The 19761-nt window shown below is 74.8% G+C and carries 13 protein-coding genes; 12 read left to right on the top strand and 1 reads right to left on the bottom strand.

Translation table 11 applies throughout. From position 1 onward, the window contains the following. The first annotated feature begins 130 nt into the window (after nt 1-130). The 12 genes from ACZ4UX_RS32675 to ACZ4UX_RS32620 all read left to right on the top strand — a co-directional run bounded on the left by ACZ4UX_RS32675 (nt 131) and on the right by ACZ4UX_RS32620 (nt 13560). Complete coding sequence (locus ACZ4UX_RS32675; RefSeq protein WP_352296441.1) at nt 131-919, top strand: thioesterase II family protein; 789 nt, start codon at nt 131-133, stop codon at nt 917-919. 115 nt (nt 920-1034) lie between these two features. After that, nucleotides 1035-2786, top strand: a complete 1752-nt coding sequence (locus ACZ4UX_RS32670; protein ID WP_465709287.1) for a fatty acyl-AMP ligase — start codon at nt 1035-1037, stop codon at nt 2784-2786. Beyond that, on the top strand, nt 2783-4546 hold the full coding sequence (locus ACZ4UX_RS32665; RefSeq protein ID WP_465709286.1) for an acyl-CoA dehydrogenase family protein: 1764 nt from the start codon (nt 2783-2785) through the stop codon (nt 4544-4546). Before ACZ4UX_RS32670 ends, ACZ4UX_RS32665 begins: the two co-directional genes overlap by 4 nt. Next, nucleotides 4543-6261, top strand: a complete 1719-nt coding sequence (locus ACZ4UX_RS32660) for an acyl-CoA dehydrogenase (RefSeq protein ID WP_465709285.1) — start codon at nt 4543-4545, stop codon at nt 6259-6261. The genes ACZ4UX_RS32665 and ACZ4UX_RS32660 overlap by 4 nt, the downstream gene beginning before the upstream one ends. Nucleotides 6262-6338: 77 nt before the next feature. Then, the gene (locus tag ACZ4UX_RS32655) at nt 6339-7112 is read left to right on the top strand and encodes an enoyl-CoA hydratase/isomerase family protein (RefSeq protein ID WP_465709284.1); all 774 of its coding nucleotides are present in this window, start codon (nt 6339-6341) and stop codon (nt 7110-7112) included. Nucleotides 7113-7142: 30 nt separating this feature from the next. Beyond that, nucleotides 7143-8555, top strand: coding sequence for a condensation domain-containing protein (locus tag ACZ4UX_RS32650; RefSeq protein ID WP_465709283.1), 1413 nt, complete (start codon nt 7143-7145; stop codon nt 8553-8555). A gap of 37 nt (nt 8556-8592) precedes the next feature. After that, nucleotides 8593-9504 carry an alpha/beta fold hydrolase gene (locus ACZ4UX_RS32645; RefSeq protein WP_465709328.1) on the top strand — a complete coding sequence of 304 codons (912 nt, stop codon included), beginning with the start codon at nt 8593-8595 and terminating at the stop codon, nt 9502-9504. Between the two features lie 54 nt (nt 9505-9558). After that, nucleotides 9559-9831, top strand: a complete 273-nt coding sequence (locus tag ACZ4UX_RS32640; RefSeq protein ID WP_465709282.1) for an acyl carrier protein — start codon at nt 9559-9561, stop codon at nt 9829-9831. 28 nt (nt 9832-9859) lie between these two features. Continuing rightward, a complete protein-coding gene (locus tag ACZ4UX_RS32635) occupies nt 9860-10948 on the top strand; it encodes a zinc-binding dehydrogenase (RefSeq protein ID WP_352296458.1) in 1089 nt (362 codons plus the stop codon). A gap of 26 nt (nt 10949-10974) precedes the next feature. Next, the gene (locus tag ACZ4UX_RS32630; RefSeq protein WP_465709281.1) at nt 10975-11523 is read left to right on the top strand and encodes a YbaK/EbsC family protein; all 549 of its coding nucleotides are present in this window, start codon (nt 10975-10977) and stop codon (nt 11521-11523) included. A 115-nt stretch (nt 11524-11638) separates the two neighbouring features. Next, complete coding sequence (locus tag ACZ4UX_RS32625; protein WP_380391090.1) at nt 11639-12925, top strand: sensor histidine kinase; 1287 nt, start codon at nt 11639-11641, stop codon at nt 12923-12925. Next, the gene (locus tag ACZ4UX_RS32620) at nt 12913-13560 is read left to right on the top strand and encodes a response regulator transcription factor (RefSeq protein ID WP_329488963.1); all 648 of its coding nucleotides are present in this window, start codon (nt 12913-12915) and stop codon (nt 13558-13560) included. The genes ACZ4UX_RS32625 and ACZ4UX_RS32620 overlap by 13 nt, the downstream gene beginning before the upstream one ends. A 151-nt stretch (nt 13561-13711) precedes the next feature. On the opposite strand, the gene ACZ4UX_RS32615 is transcribed toward ACZ4UX_RS32620, so the two are convergent. Next, a partial coding sequence (locus tag ACZ4UX_RS32615; RefSeq protein WP_465709280.1) for an amino acid adenylation domain-containing protein occupies nt 13712-19761 on the bottom strand: 6050 nt, incomplete at its 5' end.

The raw sequence follows: 19761 nt of genomic DNA, 5'->3' as shown, positions 1-19761 counted from the left end.
GGACCGGGCGGGAGCGGCGGACTTGCGCGGCCGACCGCCCGATATGGGCGCGGTATAGGAGCGGGCGGCACCGTGGCGGTGCTGATAGATCGGCATCTCCATGGCCGCACCCCTCCCCCGAAGGACGCTCATGACCGACTCCGTGGCGCTGTGGTTCCGCACCTACCACACGGCTCCGGCCCCGCGGCTGCGGCTGGTCTGCTTCCCGCACGCCGGCGGAGCACCCACCGCCTACTGGTCCTGGGCCCGCGAACTGCCCGAGGACATCGAGGTGCTGTCGGCCTGCTACCCGGGGCGGCAGGACCGCCTCGGCGACCCCTACGCGCCCTCCGTCCACGCGATGGCGGACGAGATCGCCGCCGCCCTGGCCGTTCTGGCCGCCGACGGGGTGCCGCTGGCCCTGTTCGGCCACAGCATGGGCTCCGTGGTGGCGCACGAGGTGACGCTGCGCCTCGGCGCCGAGCACGGCGTGCGCCCGGTGCGGCTGTTCGTCTCGGGCTCCGAGGCCCCGCACCGCCGTGAGCGCGAGGAGTCGGCGGCCGCGGACGACGCCGACTTCCTGGCCGAGCTGCGCCAGCTCGGCCACAGCTCGCTGGCCGACATGGACCCGGGCCTCCTGGAGCTGGTGCTCCCCAGCATCCGGGCCGACTACCGGCTGTCGGCCGCCTACCGGCCCGACCCCGCGGCCGGACGCCACCGGGTGCCGGTCGTCGCCTACGTGGGGGCCCGGGACGCCGAGTGCGCGCCCGACAACGTCGCCGCCTGGTCGGACACCACCAGCGCCGGCTTCGAGCTGCGGATCTTCCCCGGCGACCACTTCTACCTCCAGGCCCAGGAGAAGCAGCTGCTCGCCCACATCGCCGGGCACCTGCAGTCCGACCTGCGGCTGCGCCAGGTGCTCGGCACCGGTCGCGCCTGAACCCCTCCCCGCTCCGCCCCGCCCCGCCCGCGCCGCTCCCGCCCGTCGCCGTCCCCGCGGGCGCCGGCGTCCCGCCCCGCCACCGTCCACCCCTGACCGAAAAGAGGCCGTGCTGATGGCCGATCACCTGGTGACCCGACTGGAGCGGCACGGCCGCGAAACCCCCGACCGCACCGCCCTGGTCTTCGTCGAGGCCGCCTCCGACGGCTGGTCGGAGCAGCCGCTGAGCTTCGGTGACCTCGACCGCGCGGCCCGCTCGGTCGCCTCCTGGCTGCGCGAGCGGTGCGCCGTCGGCGAGCGCGTGATGCTGCTGTACGGGGCCGGACCCGAGTTCGTGACCGCGCTGGCCGGCTGCCTGTACGCGGGCGTGGTGGCCGTTCCGGCGCCCCAGCCCAGCACCCAGCGCGGCCACAGCTCCCGCGTCGACGGCATCGTGCGGGACGCCGACATCCGCCTGGTGCTGACCGACTCGGCCAACCACGGCACGGCCGTCGCCATGCTGGAGCAGGCCGGTGTCACCGAGCTGCCCTGCGTGGCCACCGACCTGCTGGACCTGGCGCCCGCACCCGACTGGCAGGTGCCGCCGACCGCCGACGACGACCTGGTGTTCATCCAGTACACGTCGGGCTCCACCAGCGCGCCCAAGGGCGTGATGGTCACCCAGCGCTCGCTGCGCCACAACATCGGCCTGATCGCGCGGGCCTTCGCGCTGGAGTACGACAGCCGCGGCGCCTGCTGGCTGCCCCAGCACCACGACATGGGCCTGATCGGCGCCCTGATCGCACCGCTGTACGTCGGCGCCCTCGGCTACCAGCTCGCCCCGATGGCCTTCCTGCGCCGCCCGCACCTGTGGCTGGAGCTGATCAGCAGCCGGCGCGCCACCCACACGTCGGCCCCGAACTTCGCCTACGACCTGTGCGCCCGCCGGGTGACCGACGCCCAGCTGGCCGGCCTGGACCTGGGCAGCCTGGTCAGCGCGGGCAACGGCGCGGAGCCGGTCAGCGCCGCCACCCTGCGCCGGTTCGTCGAGCGGTTCGCCCCGGCGGGCTTCCGGCTCGACCAGTTCAACCCCTGCTACGGCATGGCCGAGACCACCCTGCTGGTCTCCGGCACGCCGCGCGGCGAGACCCCGGCCCTGACGGCCGTCGACGCCGAGGCGCTCGCCGCCAACGAGCTGCGTCCGGTCGCCCCGGGCGGCGACGGCCCGCTGCTGGTGAGCAGCGGCACCGTCCACGGCCTCGACGTGCGGATCGTCGACCCGGCCACCGCCGCCACCCTCCCGGACGGCGGGATCGGTGAGATCTGGATCCGCGGCGACAGCGTGGCCGCCGGCTACTGGCGCAACCCCGAGGCCACCGCGACGACCTTCCGCGCCGTCACGGCGGAGGGCGCGGCGGGCTACCTGCGCACCGGCGACACCGGCGCCCTGCACGAGGGCCGGCTGTACGTCACCGGGCGGATCAAGGAAGTCCTGATCGTCAACGGCCGCAACCTCTACCCGCACGACATCGAGCGCGAACTCGCCGAACTGGACGAGGCGTTCAACGGGCTCAGCGGCAGCGTCTGCACGGTGCCGGGCACCGGTGAGCAGATCGTGGTGATGCACGAGGTCCGCCGCCGCCCCGGCGCCCCCGAGGAGCTGGCCGAGTTCGCCCGGCAGCTGCGCGGCCGGCTCGCCGAGCGGGTCGGCGTGCGGATCCCCAACCTGGTGCTGCTGCGGCCCGGCCAGGTCCGCAAGACCACCAGCGGCAAGGTGCAGCGCTCGCTCATGCGCGAGCTGTTCATGACCGGAGCGCTGGAGCCGGTGGTCGAGGACCTCGACCCGGCCACCGCCGCCCGCTACCGCAGCGCGGCCGGTGCGCGATGACCCACGCCGCCACCCACCCCTCCCGCCGGATCGCCGGCGAGCTGGACCGCGCCCTCGGCGACCCCGAGGACGGCGGACGGTTGTTCTCCTACGCGCGCTGCGGCGCGCTGGACGACCGGGAGGAGTTCCCGGTCGAGATCTGCCGGGAGCTGGACCTGCTGGGGCTGCCCCGGCACTACGTCCCGGCCGAGTACGGCGGGGCGCTGGAGAGTTACGAGCACGTCCTGCAGCTGATGCGCGCGGTCGCCCGCCGGGACCTCACCGTCGCCATCGCGCACGGCAAGACCTTCCTCGGCGCGGTGTCGGTCTGGGTCGGCGGCAGCCGGGAGCAGGCCGAGCGGCTGGCCGCCCAGGTGCTCGACGGAACGGTGGTCTCCTGGGGGCTGACCGAGCGCGACCACGGCAGCGACCTGCTGGCCGGCGAGGTCGTCGCCGTGCCGACCGGGGACGGTTACCGGGTGAGCGGCGAGAAGTGGCTCATCAACAACGCCAACCGCGGCCGGGCGGTCTGCCTGCTGGCCCGTACCGGCGAGGCCGGCGACGCGCGCGGCTTCAGCCTGCTGATGATCGACAAGTCCGCCGTCGCGCCGCCCGGCTACCGGCCGCTGCCGGCCGTGAAGCTGCACGGCATCCGCGGCGCCGACATCAGCGGGGTGGCCTTCACCGACGCCCGGGTGCCGGCCGACGCGCTGGTCGGCGGCGAGGGGGACGGCGCCGAGATCGTCCTCAAGAGCCTCCAGCTGACCCGCACGATGTGTGCCGCGCTGTCGCTCGGCGCCGCCGACAACGCGCTCACGCTGGCCGCCGGCTACGCCCTGGAGCGGCGGGCCTACGGCCGGCTGCTGGCCGAACTCCCGCAGACCCGCAGGCTGCTGGCGCAGTCGTACGCGGACGTGCTGCTCGCCGAGGCGGTGAGCACGGTCGCCGTCCGCAGCATCCACGCGCTGCCCGGCGAGCTGGCCGTCTCCTCGGCCGTCACCAAGTACCTGGTACCGACCCTGGTCGACCAGGTGATCGACCGGCTCGGCACCGTGCTCGGCTCGCGCTCGCTGCTGGTCGGCGAGACCTACCAGCACGGCCGCTTCCAGAAGGTCCAGCGCGACCACCGGATCGTCGGCATCTTCGACGGCAACGCGCTGGTCAACCTGCACGCGCTGATCAACCACTTCCCCCTGCTGGCCCGCCGGTTGCGCAAGCGGACGGTGGACGGGGCAGGGCTGGCCGCGGCCACCGACCTGGCCGCGCCGCTGGCCCCGCTCGACCGCGAGCGGCTCAGCCTGCTCCCGCGCGGCGGCTCCAGCGTGCTGCAGGCGCTGCCCGCCGCCGTGGCCGAGCTCGGCCGGCTGGCCGCGCACGGCGCCGTCCCGGCCTCGCTCGGCCGGCGGGCCGAGGCACTGCTGGCCGCGGTCGACGGCCTGGCGGTCGAACTGGCCGCCCACCGGCCGGTCCCGGTCGAGGCGCCGCGCGCGGCCTTCGACCTGGCCGAGCGGTACGCCCTGCTGTACGCGGGCGCGGCCGCCGTCCAGCTCTGGCTGCGCAACCACGAGGCACCCGAACACCAGGGCGGCCTGTGGGCCGACGGGCTCTGGCTGGAGGCGGCGCTGGCCCGGGTGCTGACCCGGCTCGGCCACGGCCCGCGGCGCCCGGTGGCCGGCGACGACCTGCTGGAGCGCCTGGTGCCCTTCCTGGAGGAGCAGCAACGCAGCGGCCTCCTCCCGTCCCTGCTGTCCTACCCCCTGGTGAAGGGAAGCAGCCGATGACCACGGCCACCACCCCCGACTGCTACGCCGACCTCGGCAACCCGGCGCCGCTGGAGGCCCTGTTCGGCGACCCCGAGTACCAGGACAACCCGCTGGGCTTCGCCGCCTTCGTGGCCGCCGACGAGCGCGGCGACCTGCTCCCGGCCGGTGAGCGCGTCCTGGACGCCTACGGGCTCGGCGCCGAGTTCGTGCCGCGGCGGCTCGGCGGCCGGCTCGACCGGGCCGACCGGCTGGCCCGGGTGCTGCGCCCGCTGTTCCGCCGCGACGCCGCGCTCGGCCTCGGCCACGGCGCCAGCAACCTGGTCGGCGCGGTCAACGTGTGGGCCCAGGGCGGTGACCAGCAGCAGCGGTGGCTCGCGGACGTCCTGTGCCGCAACGGCCGGATCGCCGCCGCCTACACCGACATGTCCACCGGCAACGACGTCTCGAACACCGCCTTCTGCGGCACCCTGCGGCAGGACCACCTCGTCCTCGACGGCCGCAAGGAGATCATCAACAACCTGGCCCGTGCCGAGGCCGTCACCGTGCTGGCCCGCACCAGCCCGGAGCCCGGCAGCCGCAGCCACTCGATGGTGCTGGTCGACATGGCCACCGCGCCGCGCGACCGGCTGCGCTTCCTGCCGCGCTACCGCACCGTCGGGGTGCGCGCGATGTACCTGGGCGGGCTGCAGTTCGACCACTGCCCGGTGCCGGTGACCGCGGTGGCCGGCGAGGTCGGCGCGGCCATGGAGACCATCCTGCGGTCCTTCCAGGTCACCCGGGCGGTGCTGCCCGCCGCCGCGCTCGGCGCGGTGGACCAGCAGCTGCGCACGGTCACCGGCTTCGCGCTGGGCCGGCGGCTGTACCACCGCACGGTGGCCGACCTGCCGCACGCCCGCTCGGTGCTCACCGACGCCTTCGTGGACCTCCAGGCGGCCGACGCCTTCGCCACCACGGTCTGCCGCGCGCTGCACCTGCTGCCCGGGCAGACGAGCGTCTACGCGGCGGCCGTCAAGTACCTGGTGCCGCTGCTCTTCAAGGACACCGTCGACGCCCTGGGCCAGGTGCTGGGCGCCCGCTCGTTCCTGCGCGAGGGGCCGCACGCGGTGTTCCAGAAGCACGCCCGGGACCTGCCGGTCGCCTCGCTGGTGCACGCCGGCGGCACGGTCTGCCAGGCCACCGTCATCCCGCAGCTGCCCCGGCTGGCCCGCGCCGCCTGGCTGGTCGGCGAACCGGCCCCGGCCGGCGTCTTCCACCTGGCGGGGGACCTGCCCGAGCTGGACTTCGACCGGCTGAGCACCACCGCCGGGCGGTACGACCCGCTGCTGGGGAGCCTGGTGGACGCGGCCGCCCGGGTGCGCCACGAACCGGTGCTGGGCCGGCTCACCGCCCAGCTGGTGGACGAGCTGACCGCGCTCAAGCAGGCCTGCCAGGAGCTCGCGCCCCGGGACCGCACCCCGCTGGCCGGCCCGGTGAGCTTCGAACTCACCCACCGCTACGCGGTGCTGCTGGCCGCCGCCTGCTGCCTGGGCGTGTGGCTGAACAACCCGGACCACCCGGGCGCGTACGCGCGCCGGCCCGAGTGGGTCGTCGCGGCGCTGGCCCGGCTCACCGCCCGGCTCGGCTGCCCGCCGGTGCCCGGGGCGGAGGCCGTCCGTCCGGCGGTCTTCCGCGAGCTGCTCGACCGCTACGAGAGCGGCGCCGGATTCGACCTCATCGGCCGGCACCTCGCCTGACCGGCCGGCACCTCGCGCACGCGGACCGGTGGCTCCCGGCGGGAGCCGCCGATGACGCCCAGTGACAGGAAGAGAGCATGGGAAAGTACGTACGGGTCGAGGAGGCCGGGCCGGTGGCGACCGTCCGGCTGCTGCGCCCGACCATCAGCGGCGCCGACCCGGTGCTGCCCGCGGAGCTGGCCGAGGCCGCCGAGCGGGTCGGATCGGACCCGGCCGTCCGGGCCGTGATCCTCACCGGGGGCCGGCGCATCTTCGGCTCCGGCGCGGACCTCGCGGCGATGGCCGAGCGCACCCCCGCCGAGGTGGACGCGTACACCGCCCGGCTGCACGCCGGGTTCGCCGCGATCGCCGCGATCCCCAAGCCGGTGGTGGCCGCGATCGTGGGCTTCGCCCTGGGCGGCGGGCTCGAACTCGCGCTCTGCGCCGACTTCCGGGTGGCCGGGTCCGGGGCCGTGCTCGGCCTGCCGGAGATCCGGTTGGGGATCATTCCCGGCACCGGCGGCACCCAGCGGCTGCCCCGGCTGATCGGCCCGGCACGGGCCAAGCGGCTGATCATGACCGGACGGCAGCTGGACGCGGCCGAGGCGCTGGAGCTCGGCCTGGTCGACGAGGTCGTCCCGGACGCCGAGGTGCACGCCTCGGCCCAGCGGCTGGCGGAGCGGTTCGCCGACGGGCCGACAGCCGCCCTGGGCGCCGCCAAGCGGGCCGTCGACGAGGGCCTCGGCCGGCCGCTGGCCGAGGGACTGGACCTCGAACGGCACCGGTTCGCCGCCCTGTTCGCCACCGCCGACCAGCGGGAGGGCCTGCGGGCACACCTCGCCGGGGAACCCCCGCGGTTCATCGGCCACTGACCCGCCCACCCACCGCAACGAAGGACGTCGATGTCCAGCCTGCACCCCCTCTCCCACGCGCAGCAGTCGCTCTGGTTCCTCTACCGGCTGGCGCCGGACGCCGCGGTCTACAACACCGGGGTGGCCCTCACCGTCCGCTCCGCCGTCGACCTGCCCGCCCTGGAGCGGGCGATCGAGGCGACCGCCGAGCGGCACGACATGCTCCGCTCGCTCTTCGCCGAGCACGACGGCCGGGCCGCCCGCACCGTCGCCGACCGGCACCCGCTGGGCCTGGAACTGCGCGAGCTGCCGGGGCTGACCGACGAGCGGTTCCGCACCGCGGTGCGGGACGCGCTGCGCGAGCCGTTCCGGCTGGAGCGCGACGGCGCGTTCCGCTTCGTCCTGCTGCGCCGCGGCGCCGAGGACGCCGTCCTGCTGATGGCCGGCCACCACATCGGCACCGACGCCACCTCCAACTGGCTGATCCTGCGCGACCTGCTGCAGAGCTACCGGCGGCTGGTCGACGGCCGGGAGCCCGACCTCGCACCCCTCACCGCGGACTACGACGACTACACGGCCCGGGAGCGCGACCTGCTCGGCTCGCCGCGCGGCGCCCGGATGGAGCAGTACTGGCACGATTTCTGCGCCGGGGCGATCCCGGCCGAGATCCCCACCGACCGCCCCCGGCCGACGAGTCCGGGCTACCGCGGCAGCACCCACCACCTGGACCTGAGCGGCCCGCGGGTGGCCGGGCTGCGCGAGCTGGCGCTGGCCGACGGGGTCTCGCTGTTCTCCCTCCTGCTCGGGATCCTCCAGGGGCTGCTGCACCGCTACACCCGGCAGAACGCCTTCCTGGTCGGCGCGCCGACCACCACCCGGCTGAGCCCGGCGACCCGCGAGGTGGTCGGGAACTTCATCAACACCCTGCTGTTCCGGGCCGACCTGGCGCCGGGGGCGAGCTTCCGCGACGCGGCCCGGGCCGCCGACGCGCAGGTCAAGGCGGGCCTCGGCCGGGTCGGTTACCCGTTCGAGCTGCTCACCCGGACGGTCAACCGGCCGCGGACCGGCGCCGGCTCCGCGCTCTGCCGGATCACCTTCAACATGATCGGCACCAGCAGCCCCGACCCGCTGCTGCGGCTGCTCCTGGACGCCGCCGACGGCGCACCGGCCGAGTTCGCCGGACTGCGCATCGCGCCGTTCGAACTCCCTCAGGCCGAAGGCCAGTTGGACCTCGCGGTGAATGTGCGGCAGAGCGTGGACTCGCTGGCCGTCGACTTCCGCTACGACGTCGACCTGTTCGACGAGGCCACCGTCGAGCGGTTCGCCGGCTACTTCGTCCGGGCCGTCGACGCGGCCCTGGCCGACCCGGACGCCGCCGTCGCGCGCCTGACCCTGGTGGACGCGGCCGCGATGGACCGGATGTTCGGCTTCGCCACCGGCGGGGGAGGGCGGCGCGTTGGCTGAGATCGTCCACCGGACCCTGCGGGTGGCCGGCCGGCGGATGCACGTCGCCGAGGCCGGCGAGGGGCCGCTGATCGTGCTGGTGCACGGCTTCCCCGAACTCTGGTACTCCTGGCGCCACCAGCTCAACGGGCTGGCCGAGGCCGGCTACCGGGTGGTCGCCCCCGACATGCGCGGCTACGGCCTCAGCGAGTGCCCCGCCGAGGCCGACCAGTACACCATCCACCACCTGGTCGGCGACGTCGTCGCGCTGATCGGCGCGCTCGGCGCGGACCGGGCGGTGGTGGCCGGGCACGACTGGGGCGCCCAGGTCGCCTGGCACACCGCGCTGATGCGCCCGGACCTGGTCCGCGGCGTGGCCGGGCTGAGCATCCCCTACCGGCCGCGGGCCGGCCTGCCGCCGCTGCCCGCGATGCGGCGCGCCATGGGCGAACGCTTCTACATGCTGTACTTCCAGGAACCCGGCGCGGCCGAGCGGGAGCTGGAACGCGACGTGCCCGCCGCACTGCGCCGGCTGCTGGCCGGCACCAGCGGCGGCGCGCCGCCCTTCGACCCGGTCGTGCCGGACGGCGGCGGCTTCCTCGACCTGTACCCGGAGCCCGACCGGCTGCCCGGCTGGCTGACCGAGCCGGACCTCGCCGTCTACGCCGAGGCGCTCGGCGCCACCGGCTTCACCGGCGGCCTGAACTGGTACCGGAACCTGCACCGCAACTGGGAGCTCACCGCGCCGCTCAACAAGGCCGCGATCCAGGTCCCGGCGCTCTACCTGGCCGGTACGGACGACTTCGTGGTCCGCGGCCAGGACCCCGACCGGCTGGCGGACGAGCTGCGGCGCTGGGCGCCCCGGCTGCACCGCAGCGTGCTGCTGCCCGGCTGCGGCCACTGGACCCAGCAGGAGCGCCCCGCCGAAGTCACCGCCGCGCTGGCCGAGTTCGCCGCCTCGCTGGACTGACCGGCATCCCGTCACCACCCCCACGATTTCCGACCCTCCCGAGGAGTTACCACCATGACCACGTCCATCGAGCAGACCCACAACCTCACCGAGCTGCGCGCCTGGCTCACCGAGCGGGTGGCCTTCTACCTGGAGATCCCGGTCGAGCAGATCCGGCCCGACGTCAAGCTCGTCGAGTACGGCCTGGAGTCGGTCTACGCCCTCGCCCTGTGCGGCGACGCGGAGGACGAGTTCGAGGTCGAGCTGGAGCCCACCCTGGCCTGGGACTACCCCACCATCGACGCCCTCTCCGGACTGCTCGCCGAGAAGATCGCCGAGCGGGCCTGACCCCGCACCGGCAGAGAGGAGGACGACCATGCGTGCCGCCATCACCCGTGGGGGCGCACTCGTCGTCGAGGAGGTCCCGGACCCGGTGCCGCAGGCCGGACAGGTGCTGGTCCGCACCCTGGCCTGCGGCATCTGCGGCTCGGACCTGCACGCCCTCGACGACCCCGACGCGTTCGGCGACGTCATGCGCCGCACGGGCGGGAGCACCCACGACATCCGCGAGGGCCTCGTGCTCGGCCACGAGTTCGCCGCCGAGATCGTCGACTACGGCCCGGGCACCGTCCGGGCCCTGCCGACCGGCACCGTGGTGTGCGGCCCGCCGATCGGCTTCGGACCGCAGGGCAGCGGGATCATCGGCTACACGCCGGCCTTCCCCGGCGGCTTCGGCGAGTACATGCTGCTCTCCGAGGCCTTCACCATGCCGGTGCCCAACGGGCTCGACCCGAAGACCGCCGCGCTCACCGAGCCGTTCTCGATCGCCGCCCGGGCCGTCCGGCGGGCCGAGGCGGCCCCCGGCTCGGTCGCCGTGGTGATCGGCCTCGGCCCGGTGGGCCTGGGCATCGTCGCGGTGCTCAAGGCCAGGGGCCTCGGCCCGGTCGTCGCGGTGGACTTCTCGCCGCGCCGCCGGGCCCTCGCCGAGCGACTCGGCGCCGACATCCTGATCGACCCGGCCGTCGAGTCCCCGTACGACCGCTGGACCTCGCTCGGGGTGATCCCCGGAATGATGGACCGGATGGCCGCCGAGTACCGGGGCGTGCGGATCAAGGACGCCGTCATCTTCGAGTGCGTCGGCACGCCCGGCATGCTCGCCCGGGTCGTGGACGGGGCACCGGCCGGCGCCCGCATCGTGCTCGTCGGCGTCTGCCTGCGCCCGGACACCTTCGACCCCGGCGTGGCCGTCGGCAAGGAGCTGGACATCCGCGGCTCCTTCGGTGGCAGCCCGACCGAGTACCGCCAGACCCTGCGCGACATCGCGGAGGGCCGGATCGACGCCGGCGCCGTGATCACCGGGGTGACCGGCCTGGACGGACTGGCCGGGGCGATCGCAGAACTGGGCGAGCCGGACCGCCACGCGAAGATCATCGTCGATCCTTCGCTGGACCGGCTCGTCGTCTGACCCAGCCAACCAAGCGTGGAGGACCAATGCTCGTCGACACGTCCGAACAGTCCGCGGCGGTGGGCCTGCTGGAACGCCCCGACCCGGCCGACCTCGCCCCGCCGTCCACCTACCGACGACTCCTCGACCTGTTCCACCGGGGTGACATCGCCTACCGGCTGATGGACCACCCGCCGGAGGGGCAGACCACGCTCGCCAGCGAGCTGCGGGGCCACGAGCTCTCCGCCGCCGCCAAGTGCATGGTGGTCACCGTCACCAAGGGCGGCCGGCCCGCCCGCCACGTGCTGGCCGTGATACCCGGCGACTGCCGGGTCGACCTCAAGCAGGTCGCCCGGGTGGCCGGCGGCGGCAAGGCGCGGTTCGCCGAACAGGGCGTCGCCGAGGCGCTCGGCGCGACGGTGAGCGGGACGATCACCCCGTTCTCCTTCCACCCGGACCTCCAGGTCCTCGCCGACCCGGCCCTCTTCGACCAGCCGGAGCTGTACTTCAACGCCGCCCGGCTGGACCGGTCGGTCGCGATCAAGTCGGCCGACTACCTGCGGCTGGCTCGCCCCCAGGTGGTCCCGATCACCTGATCACCACAGGGCTCCACACCGGTGGCACTCCTTCTCGACAAGGGGTGCCACCTTCCCTTTTCCCCGGAACGGGCGCGACATGACACTCCTTCGGCCTGCCAACTACGGTGGGCGCATGACAACCGGCACAGCCCCGCGGCGGCTGCTCACCCTCGCGCTCCGCCGCGCGCCGTGGTCGGTGCGGGTCTGGCGGGACATCGTGTTCCTCTGCCTGGGCGTCCCGCTCCAGCTGGCCTCCTTCTCCCTGGTGGCGGTGCCCTGGCTGCTGTTCGTCGAACCCGCCGACGACTGGCTCTACTGGCCGCTGGAGACCACCCAGCTGATGCTGACCGTGGTCGGACCGCTCGCCTTCCTGCTGCTCTCGGTCACCGCCCTGAACGAGGCGCAGCACCGCCGGTTCCGCTACCTGCTCGGCGAGTCGATCCCGCGTGCCGCCCACAGCACGATCCGGCTCAGCTGGCGCGGGCTCGCCACCTCGGTCCGCTCGCAGGCCGCCTGGCGCCAGCTCGGCTACCACGTCCTGGTCGGGCCGGTGCTCGGGCTCGCCGGGCTCGCCGTGCTGGCCGGCTGGCTCTACGCCATCGCCCTGGCCGGCGCCTACGGCTGGATCTGGGCCCTGCCCGAGCAGGTCCGCCAGCGCGCCGCCGTGTTCACCGCCGGCGGCCTGCTGCTCGTCCTCGTGATGCCCTGGGTGACGGCGCTGGTGGTCGGCGCGGACGGCTACCTGGCCCGCCGGCTGCTCGGGCCCAGCCGGGCCGAGCGGCTCGCCGAACGCGTCGACGACCTGACCGAGGGCCGGGACGGCCTGGTGGCCGCCGCCGACGCCGAACGGCGCCGGATCGAGCGCGACCTGCACGACGGCACCCAGCAGCGCCTGGTCGCCCTGGCGATGACCCTCGGCCTGGCCCGGGCCACCCTGACCGACGCCGGGCCGAACGCGAAGGGCGTCATCGACAAGGCGCACCGGGAGGCGCTGGAGGCCATCGCCGAGCTGAAGCACCTCGTCCGCGGCCTGCACCCGGCGGTCCTGGACGACCGCGGCCTGGACGCCGCGCTGTCCGGGGTCGCCGCTCGCGCCCCGCTGCCCGTCGACCTGGCGGTCACGGTGGACCGCCGCCCCGCGACGGCCATCGAGTCCGTCGCCTACTTCGTCGTCGCCGAGGCGCTCAACAACGTCGCCAAGCACGCCCGCGCGGAGCGCGCCGCCGTGCGGGTGGACCGCGTCGCCGACCTGCTGCGCGTCGTCGTCACCGACGACGGTGTCGGCGGCGCCGACCAGAGCCGGGGCACCGGCATCGCCGGCCTCAGCCGTCGCGCCCGCTCGGTGGACGGCACCTTCCGGATATCCAGCCCCGTCGGGGGCCCGACCACCATCACCGTGGAGCTGCCGTGCGCGTCGTGATCGCCGAGGACTCCGTCCTCCTGCGAGTCGGCCTGACCAACGTCCTGGAGACGATGGGCTTCGAGGTCGCCGCCGCCGTCGGCGACGCGGAGGAGGTGCTCCTCGCCGTCGAGGAGCACCGGCCGGACGTCGCCATCCTCGACGTCCGGATGCCGCCCTCGCACACCGACGAGGGCGTGCGGGCCGCGCTGGTGATCCGCCGTCGCTGGCCGGAGACCGCCCTGCTGCTGCTCTCCCAGTACGTCGAGGAGCGCTACGCGGCCGACCTGGTCGCCACCAACCCCAGCGGCATCGGCTACCTCCTGAAGGAACGCGTCGCGCACGTCGAGGAGTTCGTGGACGCGCTGCGCAAGGTCGCCGCCGGCGGCACCGCGCTCGACCCCGAGGTCGTCTCGCAGCTGCTGCTGCGCCGGCAGAGCGGCCCGCTCGACCGGCTGACCGAGCGGGAGCGGGAGGTGCTCGCGCTGATGGCCGAGGGCCAGTCGAATTCCTCCATCGCCGCCGCGCTGGTGATCAGCGACAGCGCCGTCGGCAAGCACATCAACAGCATCCTCACCAAGCTCGACCTGCCCCGCGAGGACGCCGGCGGCCACCGCCGGGTCCGCGCCGTGCTGCGCTTCCTGGAAGGGCGCTGACGGACTGGGTCCCCGAGCCCGGTCGGGCCTGGTCGGGCCGCGCGGTCCGGTCCGCCCCGAGGGCCCCGCGCCGTCCGGCTCGCCCGGGCCCGTTCCGCCCCGAGGGCCCCCGCGGTCGTACCGACCGCGGGGGCCCTCGGGCGTTCCGCCGCTAGTGGACGGTGCCGACGCCGGCCACCACCCGCTGGGCGCGGGTCCGCAGCTCGTCGAGCACGCCCTCGGAGTCCGGCGCCGACCCGCCGGACACCAGGGCGGTCACCGCGTGGCTGTCGAAGCCCGCCGCCAGCAGCAGCCGCCAGTCCTCCGGCGTGGCCTGCACGTGGGTGACGCGCTGCGCGTCCACCAGGGCGACCAGCGCCGCCGGGTCCGCGGCCTCGGCCTCGGACGCCAGTACCACCCGGGCGCCGCCGGTGAGCGGCAGGTGCAGCTCCGCCGCCGCCCGCAGGCCGGCCCCCGGAGCGGCCGCCAGCCAGGCGCCGCGCCGGATCCCGCCCAGTTCGGCCCGGACCTTCTCCAGCAGCCGTCCCAGCTCACGGTGGTCGACCAGCACGCCGTCCAGCAGGCAGGCCGCCCCCTCCGGCGAGGCCGCGAGCGGCAGCGCCCCGGCCGGCCGGGCGGCGAGCGGCGCCGCCTCGTCGTCCAGCCGCAGCACCCCGCCGGTGAAGCCCCCGGCCACCGCCCGATCGGTGATCAGGAAGGTGACCCGCGGGTCGACCTGCTCCGCCGCGGCGGCCGGGTCGATCAGCTGGTACGCGGCGCCGGCGCGCCAGACGCCCTGGAGCACCGGGACCAGCTCGGCCCGGCGGGCCAGCGCGACCCCGACCACCGCGCCCGGGCCGACCGCGAGCGCGGTCAGGTGGTGCGCGATCCGGTCGGCGTACTCGTCCACCTCGCGGTAGCTCAGCGTGCGCCCGGACGCGACCACGGCCACCGCCTTCGGCGTGCGGGCCGCCTGCTCGGCGATCAGCCCGACCGGCAACGGCTGCTCCAGCTCGGCCGCGGGCGCACCCGCCGACGCGGTGGGGACCGGCAGGTAGCCGGCGGTCGCGTCCCCGTCCGGGTCGGCGGCCATCGCCTCCAGCACCAGCCGGTACATCGCGACGAGCTGCGCCAGCTGCGCCCGGCCGAGCGCGCCGGCCCCGGTGCTGAGCCCGATCCGGCCGCCGGTGGCGATCACGGTCAGGGCGAACTCGTTGGAGCCGTCGTTCATCGAGGCCCGGACGTCCACCGCGCCGCGGTCGACCTGGTGGAAGTCGAGGAACTCGAACATCACGCTCAGCGCCGCCCGGCCGGGGCCGGCCGCCCGCTGGATGGCGGGCAGCGGGTAGCGGCGGTGCGACCAGAGCTCGGTCTCGGTGCCGAAGACCCGCGCCACCAGCTCGCGCCAGGTCTTCGCGCCCCGGGCGGCCGGGAAGGGCAGGGTGTTGAGGTGCATGCCGAGCACCCGCTCCGCGCCCGGCGCCTCCAGGCGGCCGTGGTAGACCACGCCCGTGTGGAAGGCCGGGGCCGTGCTCAGCGAGCCCATCACCGTGAGGTGCGCGGCGAGCAGCACGGTCTTGAGCGAGGTGTTCGCGCCGACGGCGAGCGCCCGCAGCCGCTCCTCCAGGTCCGCGTACTCGACGTTGAGCAGCAGCGACCCGGCGCTCCGGTCCCGCCAGGTGGCGGGCAGCTCCAGCGGGCTGTGCCGGTCGACCACGTCCTGCCAGAAGGCCTGGTCGGCCGGGTCGGACAGGGCGGTCAGCTCGGCGGCGACGTAGTCCGCGTACCGGACCGCGGGGGCCTGGTAGGCGGCCGGCGTCCCGCCGTCGCGCAGCGTCCGGTAGGTGTCGAGCAGCTCCATCAGCAGCGAGTTGAGCGTCCAGCCGTCGGTGACGGCGTGGATGTGGCTCGCGGTGACCCGCCAGGCCTCGTCCGACTCGACGTGCACGGCGATCCGCAGCAGCGGCGCGGCCGTCAGCTCGAACCCGCGGGCCCGCTCCTCGGCCACGTAGCCGCGCGCCCGCTCGGCCCGCTCGTCCTCGGTCAGGCCGCGCAGGTCGTGCACGGTGACGGGGACCTCGGCGGTGGCGTGCACCAGCTGGAGCGGCCGGCCGAACCCGGTCAGGTGCACCGAGGTGCGCAGCAGCTCGTGGCGGTCCGCCAGCAGTGCCAGGGCCCGCCGCAGCGCCGCTTCGGCGAACGGCCGGGTGTCCGGGATCCGGAAGGAGTTGATGTGGTGGTAGGCCGTGCCGCCCTCGCCCGCCATCAGCTCGACGAGCATGCCGGTCTGGATCTGGGAGAGCGGGTAGGCGTCGACGACGTCGGCGGGCAGGGCCGCCCGGTCCTCCTCGTCGACCAGCGCGAACGGCTCGACGGCGGTGATCAGCGAGCGGCCGTCGCCGCCGGGCAGGGCCGCGGCCAGGGCGGCGACGGTCCGCCGCTCGAACACGTCGCGGATGGTCAGGTCGTGGCCGGCCTCGCGCAGTGCGCCGACCAGGCGGACGGCCCGGATCGAGTCGCCGCCGAGGTCGAAGAAGCTGTCCTCGACACCGACCTGCGCCAGGCCCAGCACCTCGGCCCAGACCGCCGCCAGGGCGGCCTCCAGCTCGGTGCGCGGTGCGAGGTGGTGCTCGCCCACGACGCTCACCGCCTGCTCCGGCGCGGGCAGCGCCCGGCGGTTCACCTTGCCGTTGGTGGTCAGCGGGATCCCCGCCAGGGTGACGAACGCCGCCGGCACCATGTAGCCGGGCAGCGCCGCCGCCAGGTCCGACCGCACCGCCGCGAGGTCCGGGGCGGCGGAGCCGGCCGGCACCAGGTAGGCGACCAGCGACTTCTCGCCGGCCTCGTTCCGGTGCACGATCACGGTCGCCTCGTCCACCAGCGGGTGCTCGCGCAACCGGGCCTCGATCTCGCCCAGCTCGATCCGGAAGCCGCGGACCTTCACCTGGCCGTCGATCCGGCCCAGCGACTCGTAGCGGCCGTCGGGCAGGCGCCAGGCGAGGTCGCCGGTGCGGTACAGGCGGGAGCCGGCCGGGCCGTACGGGTCCGGCACGAACCGCTCGGCGGTCAGCCCGGGGCGGTTCAGGTAGCCGCGGGCCACGCCCGGGCCGCCCACGTGGATCTCGCCCGGCACGCCGTCCGGCACCAGGTGCCCGTTGGCGTCCAGCAGGTGGATCACGGTGTCGGCGACCGGCAGGCCGATCGGGGACGCCGTCCGGGGCAGGTCCGACTCCGTCACCCGGTGGTAGATCGAGTGCACGGTGGTCTCGGTCGGCCCGTAGATGTTGATCAGGGCCGTCCGCACGCCGAACTTCGCCGTCCAGGACGCCAGTTGCGACATGTCCAGGCGCTCACCGCCGAACACGACCGCACGCAGCCCCAGCCGGTCGACGCGCGGGTCGCCCTCCTGCACCAGCCCGGTCAGCGAGCGGAACGCGGACGGGGTCTGGCAGAGCACGGTGACCCGCTCGGCCACCAGCAGCTCGACCAGCTCCTGCGGCGACCGGGCGACCATCGCGGGGACGACCACCAGGCGGCCGCCGTGCAGCAGCGGGGCCCAGATCTCCTTGACCGAGAAGTCGAAGGCGTAGGAGTGGAACAGCGCCCACACGTCGTCCGCGGCGAACGGGAAGTCCGCACGGGTCGCGCCGAACAGGCGCGGCACGTTGGCGTGCGCGGTGCCGACGCCCTTCGGCAGACCGGTCGAACCGGAGGTGTAGATGACGTACGCCAGGTTGTCCGGGCGCACCCCGGTGGCCGGGGCGGTGGCCGGCCGGGCGTCGATCGCGGCCCGGTCGGCGTCCATCAGCACCCGGGCGCCCGCGAACTCGATCGGCTCCAGGGCGGAATGGGTCACCAGGATCGGCGCCTCGGCGTCGGCCAGCATGTAGGCGAGGCGGTCGGCCGGGTTGGCCGGGTCCAGCGGCAGGTAGGCGGCGCCGGACTTCAGGATGCCCAGCAGGGCGGGGACGAGGTCCGGGCCGCGCTCCAGCGACAGGCCGACGACCCGCTCCGGCCCGGCGCCCAGGGCGACCAGGTGGTGGGCGATGCGGTTGGCCCGCTCGTCCAGCTCGGCGTAGGTGAGGCTCTGATCGCCACTGGTCAGCGCGACGGCGTCCGGGGTGCGGGCGGCCTGGACGGCGAACAGCTCGTGCAGGCAGCCGGCGGCCTGCTGCTCGACGGGTGCCCGGAGCACCGGGACGAGCCGGCGGTCGGCCTCGGCGAGCGGGACGGGCAGGGCGTCACCATCGACGTCGGCGGCCATCGCCTCCAGCACCGACCGGTACATCGCGCCCAGCCGCTCCAGGTTCTCCCGGCTCATCGTCGAGACCGCGGCCCCGAGGCTGAGCCGGCCGACCCCGGCGATCGCCATCAGGCCGAACTCGTTGCGGCCGTCGTTCAGACCACCACCGGTGTCCACCGTGCCGGTGTCGACCTGGTGGAAGTCCTGGTGGTCGAAGAGCACGGTGAGCAGGTCGCGGGTGTTCCCGGCGGCGCGCTGGACGGCGGGCAGCGGGTAGCGGCGGTGGGACCAGATCTCGGTCTCCGTCGCGTAGGTCCGCTCGACCAGTTCGCGCCAGGTCTTCGCGCCCCGGGTGGTCGGGAACGGCAGGGTGTTGAGGTGCATGCCGAGCACCCGGTCGGCGCCCGGTGCCTCCAGGCGGCCGTGGTAGACGACGCCGGTGTGGAAGGCGTCCTCGGCGGTGAGGCTGCCCATCACCTTGAGGTGGGCGGCCAGCATGACGCTCTTGAGCGAGGTCTTCGCCTCGGCCGCCAGCCTGTGCAGGCCCTCCTCCAGGTCGGCGAACGGCACGCCGATCGAGTGGCGCTGCTCCGAGTCCTCGGCGCCGGCCCAGGTGGCCGGGATCCGCAGCGGGGTGTACCCGTCCACGACGTCCTGCCAGAAGGCCTGCTCCTCGGTGCTCGCCAGCGCGGCCTCCTCGGCGGCGACGTAGTCGGCGTAGCGGACCGCCGGGGCCACGTGGGCGGCCGGCTCGCGGCCGTCCCGCAGCGCCTGGTAGCAGCCGACCAGCTCCATCAGGAAGGAGTTGATCGTCCAGCCGTCGGTCACCGCGTGCAGGTGGCTGACCGTCAGGCGCCAGGCCTCGGCCGACTCGAGGTGGACCGCCAGGTGCAGCAGCGGGCCATTCACCAGGTCGAACCCGGCCGTCCGGGCTGCGGCGACGAACGCGCGGCCGTGGGCTTCCTGCTCGGACTCGGTCAGGCCGCGCAGGTCCTCGACGACGAACGGGATCTCGACGTCGGCGTGGACGAGCTGGAGCGGCCGGCTGTAGCCGGTCAGGTCGACCGAGGTCCGAAGGATCTCGTGGCGGGCGGTGACCAGGCCGATGGCCTCGCTCATCGCTGCGGCGTCGAAGGCCTTCGCGTCCGGCAGACGGAAGGAGTTGATGTTGTGGTAGCTGTTTCCGCCGTCCGCCGTGAGCATCTCGACGAGCATGCCGGTCTGGATCTGGGAGAGCGGGTAGGCGTCGACGATGTCGGCCGGGAGGGCCGCGCGGTCCTCGGCGCCGATGAGGGCGAAGGGCTGGACGGCGGTGATGAGGGATTCGCCGGTGCCGTTGCCGGGGAGGGCGGCGGCCATGGCGGTGATGGTGCGCTGCTGGAAGACGTCGCGGATGGTGACGTCGTAGCCGGCGGCGCGGAGGGCTCCGACGAGGCGGACGGCGCGGATGGAGTCGCCGCCGAGGTCGAAGAAGCTGTCTTCGACGCCGACCTGGGGCAGGCCGAGGACCTCGGCCCAGACGGCGGCGAGGCGTTCTTCGAGGGGGGTGCGGGGGGCGGTGTAGTGGGTGGTGGTGAGGGTGTCGAGGTCGGGGGCGGGGAGGGCGCGGTGGTCGATCTTGCCGTTGGGGGTGAGGGGGATGGTGTCGATCGTGAGGTAGGCGGTCGGGACCATGTACTCGGGGAGTTTGTCGGCGAGGTGGGTGCGCAGTGCCGCGGTGTCGATGGCGGTGTCGGTGGTGGTGTCGGTGATGAGGTAGGCGGTGAGGCGCTTGTTGCCGGGGCTGGGTTCGCGGACGGTGACGACGGTGTCGGTGATGTGGGGGTGTTCGCGCAGGCGGGCTTCGATTTCGCCGAGTTCGATGCGGTAGCCGCGGATTTTGATCTGGTTGTCGATGCGGCCGAGGGTTTCGAGGGTGCCGTCGGGGAGGAAGCGGGCGAGGTCGCCGGTGCGGTAGAGGCGGGTGCCGGCGGGGCCGT

Source organism: Kitasatospora sp. NPDC028961 (assembly GCF_055564815.1).
Note: the sequence above shows the minus strand (reverse complement) of the source record. Positions and strands in the feature narration are given on the sequence as shown.

Bases quoted from the DNA above. Each gene is read 5' to 3' on its own strand.
- ACZ4UX_RS32675 (WP_352296441.1), top strand. From the start codon at position 131: ATGACCGACTCCGTGGCGCTGTGGTTCCGCACCTACCACACGGCTCCG.
- ACZ4UX_RS32670 (WP_465709287.1), top strand. From the start codon at position 1,035: ATGGCCGATCACCTGGTGACCCGACTGGAGCGGCACGGCCGCGAAACC.
- ACZ4UX_RS32665 (WP_465709286.1), top strand. From the start codon at position 2,783: ATGACCCACGCCGCCACCCACCCCTCCCGCCGGATCGCCGGCGAGCTG.
- ACZ4UX_RS32660 (WP_465709285.1), top strand. From the start codon at position 4,543: ATGACCACGGCCACCACCCCCGACTGCTACGCCGACCTCGGCAACCCG.
- ACZ4UX_RS32655 (WP_465709284.1), top strand. From the start codon at position 6,339: ATGGGAAAGTACGTACGGGTCGAGGAGGCCGGGCCGGTGGCGACCGTC.
- ACZ4UX_RS32650 (WP_465709283.1), top strand. From the start codon at position 7,143: ATGTCCAGCCTGCACCCCCTCTCCCACGCGCAGCAGTCGCTCTGGTTC.
- ACZ4UX_RS32645 (WP_465709328.1), top strand. From the start codon at position 8,593: ATGCACGTCGCCGAGGCCGGCGAGGGGCCGCTGATCGTGCTGGTGCAC.
- ACZ4UX_RS32640 (WP_465709282.1), top strand. From the start codon at position 9,559: ATGACCACGTCCATCGAGCAGACCCACAACCTCACCGAGCTGCGCGCC.
- ACZ4UX_RS32635 (WP_352296458.1), top strand. From the start codon at position 9,860: ATGCGTGCCGCCATCACCCGTGGGGGCGCACTCGTCGTCGAGGAGGTC.
- ACZ4UX_RS32630 (WP_465709281.1), top strand. From the start codon at position 10,975: ATGCTCGTCGACACGTCCGAACAGTCCGCGGCGGTGGGCCTGCTGGAA.
- ACZ4UX_RS32625 (WP_380391090.1), top strand. From the start codon at position 11,639: ATGACAACCGGCACAGCCCCGCGGCGGCTGCTCACCCTCGCGCTCCGC.